Source organism: Butyrivibrio proteoclasticus (genome assembly GCF_900115735.1).
In the GTDB taxonomy this organism is placed as follows: domain Bacteria; phylum Bacillota; class Clostridia; order Lachnospirales; family Lachnospiraceae; genus Butyrivibrio; species Butyrivibrio proteoclasticus_B.
The window spans coordinates 47,513-64,809 of the sequence record NZ_FOXO01000004.1; the positions used below are offsets into that span (position 1 = coordinate 47,513).

The following is a 17,297-nucleotide window of genomic DNA, read 5'->3' on the forward strand; positions in this document are numbered from 1 at the left end:
CTATCTCCCCCTCATAAGAAACCGCAGACACACGCTTCGCGTGTGTTTTTGTGGTTAATGGGGGATTTTTTTGTATCATGTGAAATCGCTCATAACTATCTGAACTGATTCTCTCCCCTGATAGCTGTTAATATCCGGATAATATGCAATACTCACCTTCATGTTGTAAGCTCTTCCATCATAAAGATCATCTACAGCACTCTGTCCGTATCTGTCCCTTAGGAATTCATGCCACTTATCCATATCACCAAAATACATCATATCAAAATAATTATTAGAATCATCAGATACTCTGTATTTTCCACAATTCTTGTTTTTACCAAGGATTCTTCCTGATAAAAGCTTTACATCCTTTTGTGCGAACATCGGCTTAATATTGCCTGCTCCAAAAGGTTCCAACTTATTAAATTCCTTTACAAGACTCATGCTCGCATATTTTAGAGGCATTACCATATCAAGATGGACTATTCTCTCATAATCGTTGTCTGTAAGCTCACACTCATTATTGAGTCTTGAGCGAAGAGCCTCGATATTCTCTTCAGGAAGTGAAAGTCCTGCAGCCATCTTATGTCCGCCAAACTTCGTAAACAGCTCTTTACATGCTGAAAGATGCTGGAACATATCATAGCTCTCAATAGACCTTCCGGAACCCTTAGCGCCTCCGTCAGCTGCCTTTGTAAGAACGATTGTAGGCCTGTAATATTTTTCTTTTATCTTTCCTGCTATTATACCGGCGATAGATTCATGAACATATGGAAGGTACAACACAATGACCTTAGGAAGTTCACCTGTTTTAGCCTCTTTATCCACAATTTCTATAGCTGCATCCACGCCCTCTTTGGTCATATCTTTCCTGCTGTCATTAAGACTCTTTAAATCTCCGGCGATTGTAGCAGCCTCAGCTTCATCTTCAGCAAAAAACAGTGATAGTGCTCTTGTGGCAAGGTCAAGCCTTCCGGTGGCATTAAGACAGGGACCTATAATGAAACCATAATGATATCCTGTCATAGCACTGGCGTCGATGCTATTTACATCAATAAGAGCTTTAAGTCCCTTATTTTCAGTAAATCTGATGCGTTTTAAAGACTCTTTTACGATTATCCTGTTCTCATCCTTAAGTTCCATGACATCGCACACCGTTGCGATACCTGCAAAGATGATCTTTTCAGTAAAAAACCTTCCAATCAGTTCATTAAACTCTGCGTCTTCTGTCTCTGAAGCCTTGATCTGCGCCATAACCTGCAGGAACTTATAAGCAACAACTGCTCCGCAGATTTCTTTAAAAGTATACTCGCCCTCAGCTCTCTTTGGATCAATAACAGCATCGGCAGGCGGTAATATTTCTTTTTTCTCAGAAGTCTCTATGTCAGAAGAATCCGCACAGGCTTCATCACCCTTAGCCACTTCAAAGGGAACTTCGTGGTGATCTGTAACAACTACAGTCATGCCCTTTTCTTTTGCATGCTTTATCTGCTCAAAAGCTGCAATTCCATTGTCACAGGTAATGATAGTATCAATTCCGTCTTCAATAGCAGCATCAACAAGTTTGATGCTAAGACCATAACCATCCTTGATCCTGTCAGGAAGAACACAGTCCACATCTCCTCCAAAGAGCCTTAGTCCATCCACAAGTATGTATGAAGAACATATACCATCTACGTCATAGTCACCTATAACACGGATTTTTACTCCATCAGCTATTTTGGAGAGCATCACCCTGGCGCCTTTCTCCATGTCTGCCATTTTAAAGGGATCATGAAGCATTGAAACGCTACCGTTTAAATACTCATCAACCTTTTCCAAAGTACAATCTTCTTTTTCCGTCTCTCTGGAATTTATAAGTCTATTAGCAATAAGCCTTGCAGTAATATTAGAAATGCCATACTTAGCAGCAATTCCATCAAAATCCGCCTTCTTATTTGCTATCATCCATTTTGCCATATCTATCCTCTTTGTTACATAATAATAAATGCGCACCACCTTGTATTTTATGCGGCGCGCTTTGTATATCTTACCATATTTTAAAAAGAGAAGTGTTTTTTTACCATATTCAAACCTTTTTTCTTCCGGATTCGATGAGTTCCTTTTCAAAGGCCTCAGGATTTTTCAGATAGTAATCCTGGTGATACTCTTCTGCTTCATAGAAGTTTTTATAAGGCAACAGTTCAACAAATGTTTCCTTGCCTGAATCTGCTGCTATTTTATCAAGTTTAGATTGGGCAAGAGCCTTTTCCTCTTCATCGCCATAGAAGATTGCCAGAGTATAAGAAAATCCCTTGTCGATAAACTGTCCCTCAGCATCAAATGGATCTACATTTGCAAAATAAATATCCAGTAACTTATCATATGATACCTTCTCAGGATCATATACAAGCTTTATGGTCTCACGATGGCCAGTTTCCTGATGTTTAACCTGTTCGTAGGTTGGATTCTCCTCATCTCCGCCTGCGTAACCGCAAATAACCTTATCAACGCCGTACATCTTATAAATAGGTGTCACACACCAAAAACATCCCCCTGCAAAATATGCCTCTTTCATAATCTGAAATCCTTTCTAGCTCAATTAGAATGTCGCTTGCGACACTCTCGCGCCAAGCGCGAATATTTTAGCATTCATTTTCCTATTACATAAAAAAATCGGAGATATGGATAAACCATATCTCCAACATCTTATACTATGAAAATTACTTTGCAAACAATGTTTTGAACTTTGTCTTAAGATCATACCACATTGGTGATGCAATAAAGATTGATGAATATGTACCACAAACAACACCAACCATAAGTGGAAGTGCAAATGCCTTAATGTCTGCTACGCCAAATACATAAAGGGCAGCTACAGTGAAGAATGTTGTTGCTGAAGTAAAGATACTTCTTGTAACTGTCTGAGCTACACTGCCATTAACAAGCTCTGCTTCTTCTTTTCTGTTTGTTGCATTGTGAAGGTTCTCACGGATACGATCGAATGTAACGATTGTATCGTTGATTGAGTAACCTACAATTGTAAGTATAACAGCGATGAATGTGCTACCTACTGAAAGTCTTGTAAGGGCATATGCTGTAACAACTACTAAAGCATCATGTGCAAGAGCTATAATTGCTGCTGCACCAAACTTGATATCCTTAAATCTGATCCATATATATATAAGCATAAGGACAAGGGCAACAAGAAGCGCCTTAACAGCACTGGATCTCATCTCTCCACTGATTGTTGAGCTGATTGTCTCAGCTGCAATATTATCAGCAGAAACTCCATAGTTGTTCTCAAGAACTTCCTCAACTGCTTCTCTCTGAGAAACATTAAGAGTTGATGTCTTAAAGATTACCTGATTTGTGCCAGATACTGTCTGGATCTGAATCTCATTGATTCCTGCAGCGCTCTTGATATCATTTGCTACTGTGCTCTCAAGCTCAGCAAGCTCATAAGATCTGTCAAAAGTAACTGTTGTTGATGTACCACCAACGAAGTCAAGGCTGTAGTTGAATGCACCCTTTCCTGCTGATGCGTTAACTGCCATTGTAATGATACCAACTACAAGTACTGCACATGAAACGAGATAGAATATTCTTCTCTTTCCAACGAAATCAAATTTCTTAACTGCCTTTGCCTTACCGTAGAGAACAGGATTCTCAAGTCCAAGGCCATAAAGTATTGAAGTAATAAGTCTTGTAACTACAAGAGCTGTGAACATTGAAAGGATGATACCAAGCATAAGAGTCTCAGCAAATCCTTTTATTGAACCGGTTCCACCAATTCTAAGAACGATAGCTACGATAAGAGTTGTGATGTTACCGTCAAGGATTGATGAAAGAGCCTTGTTGTAACCGTTCTTTCTAGCTTCATCAACTATCTTACCGGCAGCGAGCTCTTCTTTGATTCTGGAGAAAACAAGTACGTTAGCATCAACCGCCATACCGATTGAAAGAATAATACCTGCAATACCAGGAAGAGTAAGTGTCATATCAAATGCGGAAAGAAGGAATACCATAAGTCCGCAATAGAATGCAAGTGCAAGTGTAGCTGAAAAACCAAGGAGTCTGAAGATCACAATCATCAGCACTGCAATAAGCGCAAAACCAACTGCCGCTGCAATAAGTGATGTTCTGATGGCATTTGAACCAAGCTGAGCACCTACAACGTTTGATCTAAGTTCGTTAAGCTGAAGCTTAAGTCCACCGATTCTGATCATAGAAGCAAGGTTCTGAGCCTCTTCAAATGAACTCATTCCTGTGATAACAGCCTTACCATCAGTTATCTCTGCCTGAACCTTAGGAACAGAAATGAACTGGCCGTCATAGTAGATACCGATTGTCTCTCCAGCTGCATAGGCTTTCTTAGTAGCCTCAGCAAAAGCTGTCTTACCCTCTTCTGTGAACTCAAGAGAAACAACAGGCTCCTGTGAACCATATGAATCCTGCTGAGCTGCAGCCTGAGCAACTGATACCTGGTCTCCTGAAAGAACTATAGAACCATCTGCCTGAAGCTCTTCAAGTGTCTTGTTCAGAACGTAACCAAAAAGAATGTTACCTTCTTCATCAGTCTCAAGGCCGCCTTCTGCAGTAACTCCTGAGTGATATGTGTAGTTCTCATTACCTTCTGCATCAGTCTGAGCAATAAAGTAAAGATTACCTGGCTGTCCGAGATCCTCCAAGATTGCATTGGCATCTGAAACACCAGGAATCTCTATATTGATTCTGTTAGAACCTTCCTGATAAACAAGTGCCTCTGTGCTGTACTGATCTACACGCTGCTGAAGCTTGTAGATTGTATCAGACATATCCTCCTTATCAGGATTCTCATCTCCAACAACTTCATAAGTGATGCTGACACCACCTGCAAGATCAAGTCCTAAATTAATACTGGATAAAGAACCTGACTTGTCTTCACCGAGTCCATACACTGCTGAATATCCAACTCCCCCCAGCAGTAACAGAACGATGATAAGCGCTAAAACTGACTTTAAGCGTTTCATTGTAATACATCCTCCCATATAGCTTATTCGGCCATAGCCGCCTTTATCATAATCGCACACTCGATACGCTTTCTCTGAAGCTCACAACCGTGCTTATATGTCGTATTGATATTGCCATTGAAATTATAGGCGTTTGCAGCACATCCACCGCTGCAATAATATCTGGCAAAACATTTTTCACATTCAGGTCTTGAATAAACATTGCTCTTTTTGAATGTCTCCTGAATGTCAGGTCTTGTAATACCTTCAAATACGTTACCCATAATGAAATCTTCATTACCAACGAACTGATGACAAGGATAAAGGTCTCCCCATGGTGTAACTCCCAAATACTCACATCCTGAACCACATCCTGAAAGTCTCTTAGCTACGCAAGGGCCACCCTCAAGATCGATGTTGAAGTGGAAGAAATTAAAGCCTCTTCCCTCTTTCTGTCTCTCGAGATAGAACTTCGCAAGCTTGTCATACTCTTCGCAAAGCTTTGGAATATCCTCATCCTTTAATGAGTACCAATCCTCAGGCTTGGCAACTACAGGCTCAACTGAAATCTGTTTAAACCCAAGATCTGCAAGATGCTTAACATCCTCTGAAAAATCAAGATTATTGTGAGTAAATGTACCTCTTACAAAGTATCTGAGCTGATGACGGCTCTCTGCAACTTTCTGGAACTTAGGAACTATCTCATCATAGCTTCCCTGTCCGCCGCGCTTAGGACGCATTGCATCGTGAACTTCCTTACGTCCGTCAATAGAAAGGACAATATTGCCCATTTCCTTATTTACATACTCAAGAATCTCATCGTTTAAAAGAGTTCCGTTTGTTGTTATCGTGAAACGGAAATTCTTATTGTGTTCTTTTTCAATCTGGCGGCCGTACTCAACGATCTTTTTAACGACCTCCCAGTTCATAAGTGGCTCACCGCCAAAGAAATCTACTTCAAGATTTCTGCGATTTCCTGAATTCTTAACAAGGAAATCAAGTGCTGCCTTACCGACTTCTTCTGTCATGAGAGCTCTTCTTCCGTGATACTCTCCCTCATCGGCAAAACAATATTTACATCTGAGATTACAGTCATGTGCTATGTTAAGGCAAAGAGCCTTGATAACTGTCTCTCTGTTCTGGAATTCATCTACATAGTTCTCATATACATCATCAGTATAAAGAACCTGTGCCGCTCTGAGCTCTAAAAGTTCCTCAACTGCCTCTTTGATATCTTCTACAGAGTACTTATCTGTTATCTCTGAAAGCTTTTTAACTTCATCAAACAGCCATCCAAAATCCTCTTTTGAAGCTTCTTCCTGTCCGTCTGAAACTGCCGCTGTACCGTACTTGGCAGCAAGTTTCTCCTCTACAATATTAACTAAATCAAAAACAACATCATCAACAACGTGTACTGAACCGCTGTTAACATCCAGAACAATGTTATAACCGTTGTTCTTATAAGCGTGAATCATAAAATCTCCTAAAACTAAACTCTGCGAGTTGTGCAAAAACTAGGCAGCGGCCTCGGCCGCTGCCCGATAACTTAATCCTACAAAACCAATATTCTTCCAGTTAGATTACTTGCTGAGCTGCTCGCAACTCTGGTTTCCTACTGTGCATGATGTCTTGCATGCTGACTGGCATGATGTCTGGCACTCGCCACATCCGCCCTTTTTCATTGACTCTTTAAGATTTCTTGTTACTAATGACTTTACGTGCTTCATAAATTGCCTCCTACTTGAAATGTGAACTGTTCCACTTTCGAGTTTTTACATCGACCTAGTATACCATATATTGGTAAATTATTAAAGTGTTTCTTTTGCATCCTCTTTTGTGACATTATTAGCAGTTAACAGAACTTTGGTAATTCTGTTTCGCTTTATTCCACGGGCAGTTAGCGTAATACCATTATCTAATGTAACGGTCTCACCATATCCCGGCAGTCTGTCAAGCTTTTCGATCATAAGTCCGCCTATGGAATCATAATCTTCAGAATCAAGTTCTGTCCCAAGAGCATCATTTATATCATCAAGCTTCACGTTTCCTTCGACAAGATACTTATTGCCGCCTACATGTCTTATGAGTTCATCCTCATCAGAATCATACTCATCTCTGATCTCGCCTACGATTTCTTCAAGAAGGTCCTCCAAAGTGATCATTCCGACTGTAGTTCCGTACTCCGAAAGGACAAAAGCAACGTTCTGGCTTCTTTCTCTCATTTCCATGAGAAGATCGGCAGTCTTTTTATACTCATATGTATAATAAGCTTTTCTGAGGCAGTCCTTTATCTTAAAATTATCCTTATCCTGAATAAGGACCAGATCTTTCACATTTATCAGACCAATAATATTGTCCTGATCTCCGCCTTCATAAACAGGAATTCTGGTGTACATATCCTCGCGAAAGACTTTCATAACCTCACTGTAATCAGCATCTGAGCTGACACAGCACATATCAATTCTCGGAATCATGATATCTTTTGCATGAGCATCACTAAAATCAAATACGTTGTAAATGATTTCTTTTTCTCCGCTCTCAATCACACCATCCTCATGACTGACATCCACATAAGTCTTAAGTTCTGTTTCAGTCATGGTCTGCTTGTTTTTAATATCAATCCTGAACAACTTCAAAATCAGGGTAGCAACACCATTTATGATAAAGCTGAAAGGATGAATTATGGCCATGATAAATAAAATAACATTCACATACCACAGTGACATTTTCTCCGCATAGGCAGTTGCTACCGTTTTAGGAATAATCTCTCCAAAAATCAGTACGATCAAAGTCAATACTCCGGTACCAATGCCAATCGCAAAACTGCCAAACACATCCGTAACATAAACTGTCATCAAAGCAGATGCACTAAGATTGACAATATTGTTGCCAATCAGAATCGCAGACAATATTTTTTGAGTGTCTTCGCAAATTGAAAGAACTCTTTTTGCCCGCTTGTTCCCTTCATCAGAAAGGGATTTCATTTTCACCTTGTTAACAGTCATAAAAGCTGTTTCAGCAGATGAAAAAAACGCAGATAACAAAACAAGTACAATTAATACTGCGAGCTGTATCGCGTGTGTATCCAAAACTTCCTCCTATCAATCCAAATGAAATACCGGATGAAGATCGATAGCTACCGGGCTGTTGTCCGGATTGGTTTCCATAATATCAGCCATAAAATCCCACCATTTGCGATTAATAGCTGTATCAGCGCCTTTAGCCCAAAGCTCTTCATCCTCTATTTCAATATAGCCATAGAGAATATCTGTCTCTTCATCAAGGAATATGCTGTAGTTGCGTCCACCATGCTCATGAATCATTTCCTGCATTTCAGGCCACAACTCATTGTGTCTCTTCTCGTATTCCTTTTCCATCCCCTTGTAAAGCTTCATTTTAAAACCTTTTCTGATCATACCTTCTTACTCCCCTTATATTTTATTCATACAGCCAATGGCCGTTTTTGGCAAAAGACATATTAATTAAGCGGATTGAGATAGAATTCCTTCACATCCTCATATCCCTGCTCCAAAAGCTGCTGTTTCTGGAACTTCTTGTTCTTATTCATACGAACAACCAGTACCTGATTGCCTTCAAGTCGCTCTTTCTGAGCCTCCGAAATAATCTCGGAAAGTCTCTCTCCTTTGATTCCCTTTTCAATAAGGAATGCCTGTTTTTTGCTCTCTCCCGGAATCTTAAAACCTTCATCCATCATGATCATGATGATTCGCTCAAAACCAATTGAAAAGCCACATGCAGGAGTATCCTGACCGAGGAACTTTCCAACCATCTTGTCATAACGTCCGCCGCCACCGCAGCTTCCGCCGTACTGAGGCATTGATACTTCGAAAATAGTACCTGTATAATATGACATTCCTCTTACAAGTGTAGGATCAAATACCATTTCAAACTGAGCTGTCTTGGTCGCATCAACACTTGTGATGATCTCTTCAAGGCTCTCTCTTACCTCTGTGTCAAGGAAGTCACCAAGTTTTTCAGCAATTATCTTAAGACCAGAAATGTCTGTTTTGCCCTCAACGCTTCTGAACAGATCAAGGTATTTGTCAATTGCTGCTCTTTCAAAGCCTTCTTTTTCAAGCTCTTCAGAGACACCATCGATACCGATTTTATCCATCTTATCAAGAGTTATAAATACGTCATCATAGCTTTCCTCAGGAAATCCACTATATGCTGCCATAGCCTTTAAAATACGGCGCTCATTTATTCTTATCTTAAAATCCTTAAATCCAAGTCTTCCAAGAGTTGTAGTGGTAGCAAGGATAAGCTCTATCTCTGCAAGGTTGGTAGCCTCACCAAGAATATCAATATCACACTGCATAAACTGACGATATCTACCTTTCTGAGGTCTGTCAGCTCTCCATACATTGCCCATCTGAAGTGCTTTAAATGGAGAAGGAAGCTCGCTTGCATGATTTGCATAAAAACGAACAAGAGGAACTGTAAGGTCATATCTAAGACCGGAATCTGTTAGATCATTCTCCTCTTTAGCAGTCGCTAAATTAAGCTTTTCTCCTCTTTTCATAACTTTGAAAATAAGCTTTTCGTTTTCTCCACCCTGCTTACTGTTAAGATTTGCAAGTGATTCAACACAAGGTGTCTCTATAGAAGTAAAACCAAATTCTGCATAAGTCTTTTTTATAACTCCAATGCAGTAATCTCTAAGCTGCATTTCTGAAGGCAGAATATCCTTCATGCCGGTAACCGGTTTCTTAATAAGTGCCATAAATAACCATCCTTAATCCTTGAAATAATAATAAACACGAAATATTTTACACTTACCACATTTTCTTTGCAATGGCTTTAAGAATTGTGCTCTTTTATAAACTGTATAAAGCTTTCTCTGGGCATTGGCCTTGCATAAAAGAACCCCTGAACATGATCACAGCCAAGCCTGATTATCTGCTTAGCCTGCTCTGCAGTTTCAACGCCTTCAGCCACAATTTCTTTTCCCAAAGACTTAATGATCTTTATCATGTTTAACATGACCATATATGATGTCTCTGAATCAAGTGCTGATTGAACAATACTCTTATCAAGTTTAAAAAGCTTTAGTGGAAGCAAGGCCATTCTTGAAAGATTGGAATATCCGGTTCCAAAATCATCCATGGAAAAAGTAATCCCGGCCTTAAGAAGTTTGCCAAGATTCATATCCATAACATCGGTGATATCTTTTTCCCAGGTCTCAGTTATCTCAAGATTTATATGTTTGGAATCAACATTGTATTTTTTCAATGTGCCAAGTATATTTTCTGCCAGATTAGTCTGAATGCAATCAACTATAGACAGATTAACCTCCACATATTCTATTCCGTAGTCCGTGATTCCCGTTGAGGAAATCATCTCACAGACGTTCTCAAGCACATAGCGGTCAATTTCAAGAACACTTCCGTTTCTCTCAGCAACCGGCATGAATACTGCAGGCGAAATAAATCCAAGTTTAGGATCCTTTAGACGCACGAGCGCTTCGCAGGATGTAAATTTCCCATCTGAAGGAGAAAAAATCGGCTGATAATAGACATCCAAAAGCCCGTCTTCGAGAGCCCTTTTGACTATTCCATCAATCTTCTTATCATGTTCAACATATTTAAGATTCAGTTCTGACAACCTTAAAACATCCCTGTTATGCCTAAGAAGTGCTTTTTGCATAACACTCCATATCTCATTAAACCTTTCAAGGGAGTCTGCTTCACTTGGAAATCCCAGAGCGCATGGACTCTGAAAAAGCTTAACTTCATTATTTTTTAAAATCCATTGGTCTTTAAACCTTATCTTAATCTGCTCTGCAGTTTTTTTAATTACAGCATCATCCGGATCTGCATCCGGGATCAGCAGGATAAATGTGCTGTCAAATGGGTAAAAAAGACTTCCGTCAGGGCACAATTTCTTTAGATAGTCTGATATCTGTCTAAGGAGTTCAGATGATGTTTCAACTGATTCTTCGCTAAGAAACACATCGAGTTTATCCACATACACTCCCAAGAGCGAAAATGTCTTTTTCTGCAACAGATTCGTAGAAATCGTGAACTCAAGAGCTTTCTTAGTTCCTGCCCCTGAAGTCAGATCTACAAATTCACTGGGATTTTGGAATGTGTAAACACACAGCAAAAGAGCTATCGATACTGAAAATTCAAATATAGAGCTGGATCTTGTCAGTATCCTTATGGGAATGCCTGCTGCCATAAGTAAATAGTAGACCACCAGAGCTACCTGTTTTTCACTGCTAAAAGATTTTTTGTACTTAATGATAAGGTAAGCTGCAAAAATCAAGTAAACCCATACACTCAGATATATTATTACGCCCTGAGGATATATATATCTGGTATCCGCATTTTCATCGAACCTATAAAAGAAATCAGTAAATATACTACTAAAGATAAATAAAAAAGAACAAAGCGTCGGAAGCACAAAAACAGTCTTTTTTACAAAGCCTTGTATTTCAATTCGAAAAATGGCAAGTCCATAGAGAACAGACAAAAACGGCATTGTATAAATGCATAGTTTCTCAAGCATTACCAGCACACAGACCGTTTGGTAACCAAGAGACATTTTGGCAAAATCAGACTGTATCCATACTTTGTGTATGAGGCCCAACAGGCTCATGCAAAAAGCATTAAAAAGCAGCCCTCCAAATATGTCATTTTGCCTGCTGTAATAATGTTCTCCGAATACATGCACAAAAACAGTAATAAAAAGAACCACCATAGAGCATAATGCAAAGCATATTTCGTAGTTTTGTGGATTTGTTAATAAATTCATCATCAGTTTTCCTCAAAATATGCATCAATAAACTTTACGTAGGAACTGTCTTTCATAGGTACACCCATGTAATCTCCTATGAGATAATCACATCCGAGGTCCTCTGCCATTTTTTTGTCCATCTCATTCTCAATATCAGTAGCGCAGACAAATATACTGATATCATGAAAAAGATTCACAATTCCCTGTGCAACCAGCATCATCTTTTCAGACTCCATGGCAGAACGAAGTATAGAGCTGTCTATGTTGATCTGTGATACCGGAAGCGACAGCACCCTGTTAAGATCTCCATAGCCACTTCCAAACTTATCAACAATGATTGAACTCTTTATATCTCCTAACATCTTTATATTTCTTTCTGCAACCGAATTCATGGTAGAAATCGTTGTCTCAGTAAGTTTAATGCTGACCCATGTGGCCATTGCATTTTCTTCTCTAAGTATTTTCTTGATACGCTTAATGAAATCATTTCTGGATATTTCACCCTGTGACATGGAAACAACAGCCCTGTATTTGCCATTTTTGTCGCCTGCATTCCAAAACGAAAGTGCTCTGCAAGCCCTTCTGAAAACAAACTCGTCCATATCCATAAGTGCCTGGGTAACTCTTATATCAGGAAATTTTCCTCTCATATCAATTTCGTTTCCGGACATATCATGGAGGAAGCAAAAAACATCTGCACAGTAATTGATCTTATAGATTTTAGACAAAAACGGCTGGAACTTTATAGTTGCCATTTTGTTATCAATATTCATCCTCGCCAGATTATCATAGTCGCTTTGCCTTTTGATCTCATCAAAATCAACCTTATCAACATCTATGATAAGTTCATGATCATCAGCCACATTATTAACCATCATTTCAATCTTATTTATCAGATCCGCTGTAGTCTCATAATGTTTTGGATAATGAAGTAAAAACAGATGTCCATCAACTTTCAGCTTCATGTTGCCAACGTTCCAAGGCTCACGCATTCTGAAAGAAATCTTATACATCAAAGCTTTGGCTTTCTCGGCGTCATCTGTATGAACAGTCAATGCAAATACATACTCGGAATATCTGTAAGCATAAGTAATAAGGTGAAGTTCCTTCTGGCCTACACTCTTTAAATACTTCGCAATGGTTTTAAGCGCATCCTGCCCCTTTCCATATCCTATTTCATCACTAAGGGCTCGAACGTTGCTTATTGTAAGAAAAATTGTATAATGCTCTGCTTTTCTTTTTGTCTTAAGGTCATTCCCTTCAAGAAATGCCTTTTTATTTAGGATATCCAGCACTTCATCAACCATTTCACTTGGATTTTGAAGAGTAATATAGATAAATGTAACACTGATAGTATTACAAAAATTCTCAATTAGCAGAGTCGGGTAAAAATACTGTATCAGAATTCCAACCAATACAAACAAAACATACGAAGCCACTACAACCTTGGTCTTTCTTCGCATGAGATTATTGTACTTTAGAAGCAGCACAAGGCTGACAGCCAGATAATATGTCGCAATGATATAAAACAGGAACAAATACTTTCCTCTGTGATAAATACCATCAACAGAGTAACTGAACATAATGGGAACAAACCAGTTAATCACCAAAAGAACAGCGCAGATAATATACCCAAACCACAGAAACCAAAACCCTTTCCACGTGGTAATAGGTACATAAATATCCAGTACTGACATGATATATAAGAGATAAAAAACAGCTGAGCCCAGATGAAAAAAGAAAAACGCGCTTCCAGATATTTTTTCAAGAATACTGTATTCCGAAAAAATAAAGGGATGCATCTGAAGATAAGTTTCTATTCTTTCACACAAGGTTGCCATAAAAATTGCAAAATAAAGCGCACTGTAAGCTCTCTGTCGATAAGAAGGCACACCTCTTCTGGACATAGAGGTTACAGCAATTGTAATTAGTATGAATAATGCGCAAATATCAAAATATATATTATATTGCATCTGCAAACTCCAGCTTTGTTTATAACCATTTAAGCGGATTGCTGATAACCTTTGCTTTTGAAATAATATCATCCGCATTTGCTCTAAGGTATACCTCAAGACCTGCTATTTCGTCCGGAGAATACCCATTATTTTTAACTATCTTTCCACCAGGAATAACACCTTCTGCAATCTCTTTACCATTTTTTCCGTTTCGTTCAAAAGAAACCCTTACAATTTTCTTGTTATCTTTTCCGGTAACAATTGCAGAGTAAGTCATTCTCATTTCTTCTTCAGACATACAATCACCATAAGTAAAAAACAAAAAAGTGTTATCGGAATTTTATAACCCCGATAACACTATTTTAACACATATTTTTAAATTTCAATTTTAAATTGCGCTATCAAATGTATATCATTTACTCTGCATGCCTTTCCATCTGTCATTTCGGGCCATTTCTGAAGATATAATTTTGTATTTTCTTTTAAAGACTGAATATTTATGTCACAGCAAAAGGCTTCGCATTCATTACCGCAAAAACGTTTAAGTCCAACTTCCCATTTTTGTCCTGTATAGAAGCTATCGGCAATCATCCTGCCATCAAAATACATTTCAGCAGTATCCCCTTCATAGTCTATGCTCATAAACATCTCATTTCTGTCAGAAGGCATGTTAGAAACTTTTATTGAAACATTAAGCTTATCAGAACACTCATCCGTAGACCAAAAAGCTTCTGCTCTGTTTTCATGGCTGTTTTGGCTCTTATAAACAGTAAAAGAGTCATCATCTTTCTTTAGCACTTCAAATCCATCAGGTGTATCAAGAAGTTCAGGAAAAGCCTTAAACACAGCGTGTTTAGTTTCATTTTCTGACACTTCAAAATATAGTTCCGGCTTTCCGTCAGCTTTTGTCACAACATCACCATTGCTTATAATAAAATGCTCTTTTCCGTTCTTTACAACTTTAGACCCATGAACAGCTTCATCTCTGGTAATAACAATCACCTTATGACCATCAAGTTCCCCTTTTACTGTTAAAGACGGCTCTTTTTCTGAATCTTTATAGAAAATATAAGCCACATGTCCCTTACCATCAAAATCAGCAACCTGACAAACAGGAGTTGCATCAATAGTAATTACAGCTTTTTTTCCAACAGGCATGTTAAACGGATAGAAGAAAAAGTCTCCATCCTCAACATCTATTTTTTCAAATTCGGCAAGAATACTCTTTCCGTCAGTATCATAAGCTCTCAGTTCAACATTCTTATGCTCTGCCATTTTATATCTGCGCTGATAATTATTAACGAAAAGATAACCGGATTTTACTGTCTCACCATCAAAGAGAATTCTGTCCTTGCATCTCACTGCGCTTCTAATATCTTCAAAATTATCAGGTTTTAAAGGATTTCCCGGTTGCTCAACATAAATCATGTCGCAAAGGTCACTTCCAAAATCGTGAATGAAATTCGCCAAAAGTCTGACCTGTCTGTAAGTATCCTCCATCTGTCCATATTCACGAAGAGGAGCATTAAAATCGTAAGACAAAACAGGAAGATCATTAGGATATCCTGTCTCCTTTGTCTCCTGAAGCGTAGTCAGTTTTCCTTCAGGATTGGTTCCGCCATGGTACATGTAATAGCCTAAAAGATTGGCTCCACTGCCAAGTTTTGTCATGGTCATAGCTGCTGTATCAAGTCCTGTCGCTATTGGTCTTCTGTGTTTTGTAACCTGAAGTCCTCCGCCAAGTTCAGCAGTAAGGAAAGGGAACTTGTTCATGTCAAATGTAATTCCATCACCCAGGCCATGATCTGAGCCAATATTGTGATCATTTCTTTCTCTGGTAAAAATGTAATTACCGCTTGGCTCAATCTCAGTAGTTCTCTGATCCCATGGAGCCTCGCAGTAACCGCCCATAACAGGGATCATTCCGCCGGTGACGGCACCGCCCCAGCCTGTAGCTGTGTAGATTGGCACTTCAAAGCCAATCTCTTTTGCCATGGCCAGAAGAGTTCTCATGTGCTGCTCGCCCTCTTCGCCATTTTTTCCACCGCAGTGCCCGTATTCGTTTTCAATCTGCACTCCGATCACGGGACCATCGTCCTTTATCAAAAGACCTTTCGCCTGTTCAAATGTCTTTTCATAGAACTTTCTTACATGTTCAAGATAGCGTGGCGCATCAGTCCTGACTTCGTAGCCATTATCCACTGAATCTTTTAAAAGCCAGTCAGGAAATCCACCGTTTCTTGCCTCTCCATGTGCCCATGGACCAATTCTCAATATTGCATATAAGCCACATTTTTTAACTGTTTCCAAAAACAGTCTTAAATTTCTGTCTCCGCTAAAATCAAAATCGCCATGGATTTCCTCATGGTGGATCCAGATGACGTAGAGAGAAACTATATCAATTCCTCCCGCTTTCATCTTGCAGAGTTCTTCTTCCCAGTACTGATGGGGATATCTGCTAAAGTGCATCTCTCCCATCATAGGGAATACTCTCTTCCCATCAACAATCAGACTGATCGGGTCGAATCCAACCTTTGAATCTGACAATATTTTCATAAAAACTCCCCGTTTCTTATTTAGTACTTTCTTTGAGTATTACTTCGTAGTTGGTAAGGACAGTATTTGAAACATCCTGTCCGTCTATGAGCTCAAGCAGCTTTTTGGCCGCCGTTGCTCCAAGATTTCTATCGTCAAAATTAAGCGACGTAACTGAAGGAACTGAACTTTCCAAAATGGAGCTGTTGTAAAAAGAAGCAACTTTAAGCTTTTCCGGAACAAGAATATGCTCTTCCCTGCACCTTGCAATAACCTCTCCTGCAAGATTGTCGTCCATACAAATAACTCCATCTATGTTCTTTTTCATTAATTCTTTTAAAATCCCGTCCACTTTAGTTGTTTTTTCAACATCAAGATAAACAAGTGCAGGATCCATCTCAAGTCCGGCATCAACAAAAGCAGCTACAAAGCCATTATGTCTGGTTCTTGTGATAACGTGCTCGGTTGAGCCGCCAATAAGCGCAAGTCTCTTTAAGCCTTTAGCAATGAGTACCGAAGTAAGCTCTTTGCACGCCTCAAAATTGGCATTGTCAACGCAAATTATCTCAGAATCCATTGAACTGCCTATAGCCACGAAGGGAATTCCGCACTCCTTTAAGTAAGCAGCGGGTTTATCATTTACCAGCGTTCTCGTAAGAATGATGCCATCCACCTTATGATTTTCAACCACTCGCCTAAGGCCTGAAATATCATCACCTGCAATAAGTGAAACCACAATATCATAACCATAGGATGAAGTTATCTCGCTCATTCCAACCATGCATCTCTGAAAGAACGGCAGGTCGACAGCGTTGTAGTCATCCGGCCAGACTACACCTATATTAAATGTTCTCTGCTGAGCCAAAGCTCTGGCCATGACATTTGGCCTGAAATTATGCTTTTCAATATATTCCATTACTTTGATCCTGGTGGAATTCCCGACCCTGCCTTTTCCGGAAATAGCCCTTGAAACAGTGGTCTTGGAAATGCCAAGAGCTTTGGCAACATCATCAATTGTGAGTTTTGGATTATTCATAACACTCTTTTCTCGCTTCGCTCGCCAGAATTCTTTATTCTGCGTGGGTTTTTCACAAGG

13 protein-coding genes are annotated in these 17,297 nt (G+C 39.3%); all 13 read right to left on the reverse strand.

Features of this window, described 5'->3' with window-relative positions; translation table 11 throughout:
• Nucleotides 1–75: 75 nt before the first annotated feature.
• A complete protein-coding gene (locus tag BM146_RS03680) occupies nucleotides 76–1,941 on the reverse strand; it encodes a single-stranded-DNA-specific exonuclease RecJ (protein ID WP_074884509.1) in 1,866 nt (621 codons plus the stop codon).
• Nucleotides 1,942–2,050: 109 nt separating this feature from the next.
• The gene (msrA, locus tag BM146_RS03685; RefSeq protein WP_074884513.1) at nucleotides 2,051–2,539 is read right to left on the reverse strand and encodes a peptide-methionine (S)-S-oxide reductase MsrA; all 489 of its coding nucleotides are present in this window, start codon (nucleotides 2,537–2,539) and stop codon (nucleotides 2,051–2,053) included.
• A 145-nt stretch (nucleotides 2,540–2,684) separates the two neighbouring features.
• Nucleotides 2,685–4,973, reverse strand: a complete 2,289-nt coding sequence (locus tag BM146_RS03690; RefSeq protein WP_074884516.1) for a protein translocase subunit SecDF — start codon at nucleotides 4,971–4,973, stop codon at nucleotides 2,685–2,687.
• A gap of 23 nt (nucleotides 4,974–4,996) precedes the next feature.
• Nucleotides 4,997–6,427, reverse strand: coding sequence for a thioether cross-link-forming SCIFF peptide maturase (gene scfB, locus BM146_RS03695; protein ID WP_074884519.1), 1,431 nt, complete (start codon nucleotides 6,425–6,427; stop codon nucleotides 4,997–4,999).
• A 105-nt stretch (nucleotides 6,428–6,532) separates the two neighbouring features.
• A complete protein-coding gene (gene scfA / locus BM146_RS03700; RefSeq protein WP_013281386.1) occupies nucleotides 6,533–6,679 on the reverse strand; it encodes a six-cysteine ranthipeptide SCIFF in 147 nt (48 codons plus the stop codon).
• Between the two features lie 81 nt (nucleotides 6,680–6,760).
• Nucleotides 6,761–8,041: an HlyC/CorC family transporter gene (locus BM146_RS03705; protein ID WP_074884522.1), complete on the reverse strand. Its 1,281-nt coding sequence runs from the start codon at nucleotides 8,039–8,041 to the stop codon at nucleotides 6,761–6,763.
• Nucleotides 8,042–8,053: 12 nt separating this feature from the next.
• A complete protein-coding gene (rhaM, locus tag BM146_RS03710; protein WP_074884526.1) occupies nucleotides 8,054–8,368 on the reverse strand; it encodes an L-rhamnose mutarotase in 315 nt (104 codons plus the stop codon).
• A 62-nt stretch (nucleotides 8,369–8,430) separates the two neighbouring features.
• Nucleotides 8,431–9,696: a histidine--tRNA ligase gene (gene hisS / locus BM146_RS03715; protein ID WP_074884529.1), complete on the reverse strand. Its 1,266-nt coding sequence runs from the start codon at nucleotides 9,694–9,696 to the stop codon at nucleotides 8,431–8,433.
• Nucleotides 9,697–9,773: 77 nt separating this feature from the next.
• The gene (locus BM146_RS03720; RefSeq protein ID WP_074884532.1) at nucleotides 9,774–11,732 is read right to left on the reverse strand and encodes an EAL domain-containing protein; all 1,959 of its coding nucleotides are present in this window, start codon (nucleotides 11,730–11,732) and stop codon (nucleotides 9,774–9,776) included.
• Complete coding sequence (locus tag BM146_RS03725) at nucleotides 11,732–13,684, reverse strand: EAL domain-containing protein (protein WP_074884535.1); 1,953 nt, start codon at nucleotides 13,682–13,684, stop codon at nucleotides 11,732–11,734. Before BM146_RS03725 ends, BM146_RS03720 begins: the two co-directional genes overlap by 1 nt.
• A 19-nt stretch (nucleotides 13,685–13,703) precedes the next feature.
• A complete protein-coding gene (locus tag BM146_RS03730; RefSeq protein ID WP_074884538.1) occupies nucleotides 13,704–13,964 on the reverse strand; it encodes a hypothetical protein in 261 nt (86 codons plus the stop codon).
• A gap of 77 nt (nucleotides 13,965–14,041) precedes the next feature.
• Nucleotides 14,042–16,222, reverse strand: coding sequence for a beta-galactosidase (locus tag BM146_RS03735; protein WP_074884541.1), 2,181 nt, complete (start codon nucleotides 16,220–16,222; stop codon nucleotides 14,042–14,044).
• 16 nt (nucleotides 16,223–16,238) lie between these two features.
• Nucleotides 16,239–17,237 carry a LacI family DNA-binding transcriptional regulator gene (locus BM146_RS03740; protein WP_074884544.1) on the reverse strand — a complete coding sequence of 333 codons (999 nt, stop codon included), beginning with the start codon at nucleotides 17,235–17,237 and terminating at the stop codon, nucleotides 16,239–16,241.
• Nucleotides 17,238–17,297 lie beyond the last annotated feature (60 nt).

Excerpts from the sequence above, each read along its gene's own strand:
- BM146_RS03680 (WP_074884509.1), bottom strand. The coding sequence starts at position 1,941 with ATGGCAAAATGGATGATAGCAAATAAGAAGGCGGATTTTGATGGAATT.
- msrA (WP_074884513.1), bottom strand. The coding sequence starts at position 2,539 with ATGAAAGAGGCATATTTTGCAGGGGGATGTTTTTGGTGTGTGACACCT.
- BM146_RS03690 (WP_074884516.1), bottom strand. The coding sequence starts at position 4,973 with ATGAAACGCTTAAAGTCAGTTTTAGCGCTTATCATCGTTCTGTTACTG.
- scfB (WP_074884519.1), bottom strand. The coding sequence starts at position 6,427 with ATGATTCACGCTTATAAGAACAACGGTTATAACATTGTTCTGGATGTT.
- scfA (WP_013281386.1), bottom strand. The coding sequence starts at position 6,679 with ATGAAGCACGTAAAGTCATTAGTAACAAGAAATCTTAAAGAGTCAATG.
- rhaM (WP_074884526.1), bottom strand. The coding sequence starts at position 8,368 with ATGATCAGAAAAGGTTTTAAAATGAAGCTTTACAAGGGGATGGAAAAG.
- hisS (WP_074884529.1), bottom strand. The coding sequence starts at position 9,696 with ATGGCACTTATTAAGAAACCGGTTACCGGCATGAAGGATATTCTGCCT.
- BM146_RS03720 (WP_074884532.1), bottom strand. The coding sequence starts at position 11,732 with ATGATGAATTTATTAACAAATCCACAAAACTACGAAATATGCTTTGCA.
- BM146_RS03725 (WP_074884535.1), bottom strand. The coding sequence starts at position 13,684 with ATGCAATATAATATATATTTTGATATTTGCGCATTATTCATACTAATT.
- BM146_RS03730 (WP_074884538.1), bottom strand. The coding sequence starts at position 13,964 with ATGTCTGAAGAAGAAATGAGAATGACTTACTCTGCAATTGTTACCGGA.
- BM146_RS03735 (WP_074884541.1), bottom strand. The coding sequence starts at position 16,222 with ATGAAAATATTGTCAGATTCAAAGGTTGGATTCGACCCGATCAGTCTG.
- BM146_RS03740 (WP_074884544.1), bottom strand. The coding sequence starts at position 17,237 with ATGAATAATCCAAAACTCACAATTGATGATGTTGCCAAAGCTCTTGGC.